Source organism: Gammaproteobacteria bacterium (assembly GCA_003696665.1).
GTDB lineage: Bacteria > Pseudomonadota > Gammaproteobacteria > Enterobacterales.
In genome coordinates this window covers 1-1,735 of sequence record RFGJ01000118.1, presented here as the reverse complement: position 1 = coordinate 1,735, position 1,735 = coordinate 1, and the positions used below count along the sequence as shown (strand labels likewise).

The window sequence follows — 1,735 nt, the reverse complement described above, 5'->3', positions numbered from 1 at the left end:
GTGTGGACATCTGAGCCAGTAATTGCTCCACAAGTTCTTTCGGTAAGGCCTTGCTCCCCGACATTTCTCTGGGCATCCGGCGCAGCAATTCGGCCATCTGTGCCAGCGTAGTGACCTGCATCTGGCGCGATGTGGATGGGGGGACGTTAATTTCCCCGTTTTTCATTGTCGCTGCCGGCCCAATTAATCGGGCAGGAACAATAATCGCTGGGTTGTGCGTGTCCGGAAGCCACCAATCCGGGTTGTTCTCGGAGTCGCGAATTACCCGCCGACGTTCTACTTCCACGCGTACCCAGCGGGTTAGCAAGTACCCTGCGAGTAAGAATGCCGCCACCCCCATACCCCACGGGGCAGCGGCAGCGACGTGGTTCATCATCCGTTCTCTCTCTACCGCGAGTTGGGCGATTTCCGCCTGGGCAGCCTGGGAGGTCGCTACAGCCGCGGCAGAGGCCGCATCCATTGTGGCTTTGATCGCCATTGCTTGTTGGGTTTGTTGTAAGGTGACGGTATCTTGCGTGGCCTGGTGTTGTGCGGTAGCAGTAGCCAGGGCAGATGCTGCCTGAAGCGTGCCTTGCCGTTCTATAGCACTGGCGGTTCCCTGTGCAGCGGCAGTTGCCTGAGCGCGCTGCCAGGCGCGTTCTGTAGCGGTAGCGTGGGCATAATAAGCCTGGGCAGTAGTGGTAGCCCGGCGTAACTCTGCGGTTGCCGTCATCCGGGCGCGGGCTGCATCAAGCGTACCTTCCGCTTGTACTGCAGCCAGATACATCTCCTCGCCGGTATTGCCAGAGTGTACGGCTTGAAGGTGAGATGAGACATCAGGGGATGCCGTGGGGCTACACGCAGCCAGGGCCATCAGTATCAGGGAGATATACAGAAATCGGTACATTATTATTCCTCCTGGTAAGGGGATGGCAGGGAAGATGCCTGGTGACGGGCCAATATTTCCAGCAATACGGCTTGTTGGGTCATCATCTGCTGTAGCAGCAACTGTTGCGTGTCAACCTGGGGGAGGGACGTTCGTTCCGTTAGCGGGGGAAAGGCTGTAAGATTGCGAGGAGGAGATGCATCGGAAACGTGTTTGACGAAACGCAAATAGAGGTAGAACGCAACAAAACCCAGGATGGCTACAATCACAAGCAGCAGAATGACAGTTTGCCCCATTCCCACGGCAGCCTGTCCTGCCGATGCAACCTGTGCGGCCCTGGCGGCTTCTTGAACTGCGTGAGCCTGTTCAATGGCCGCTTGTGCCTGCATGATGGCTACCCGATTTTGCGTGAAATTGATAGCAACCAGTGCCCCACCAGCAAAGACCGTCAAGAGCAGGATGATGACGAGCCAGACCATATAGTCCTCCGTTGTTCGTGAGTGGCATACCGATAGAGATGCCGTCTGCTTCGGGCAAAGCCAAAAGAAAAAGCCGCTATTTGCAAAAGCAAATAGCGGCTGTAGTCTTGCCAACCGATGCTGTGGTACAAGGATTATCAGTCTGCCAGGGGCAGGCACTTATCCATCACAGGTGTGTCTTCTGTTGTATGTCACTACCGGAATTAGACTCGTACTCAATAAGCAGGAGTACTTGCTCTGGGGGGATTTGAGGAAGCACGAGAAGATAATTTCGGCTTCTGGCTACTGGCTGCCCGTCGGGACCGCTATTACACCCCCACCCCGTAAGAGGCAAGAGCGCAACCTTTGGCTGGACCGCCACAATTGCGCTGTCTCGCACGAAGACTGCTTC

General features: G+C 56.0%; 3 protein-coding genes. All 3 read right to left on the bottom strand.

Annotated elements, in window-relative coordinates:
* Nucleotides 1-886: hypothetical protein (locus tag D6694_03765; GenBank protein RMH46190.1), on the bottom strand; the 886-nt coding region annotated here is incomplete at its 3' end.
* Between the two features lie 2 nt (nucleotides 887-888).
* A complete protein-coding gene (locus D6694_03760; GenBank protein ID RMH46189.1) occupies nucleotides 889-1,344 on the bottom strand; it encodes a hypothetical protein in 456 nt (151 codons plus the stop codon).
* Nucleotides 1,345-1,510: 166 nt separating this feature from the next.
* A partial coding sequence (locus tag D6694_03755; GenBank protein RMH46188.1) for a hypothetical protein occupies nucleotides 1,511-1,735 on the bottom strand: 225 nt, incomplete at its 5' end.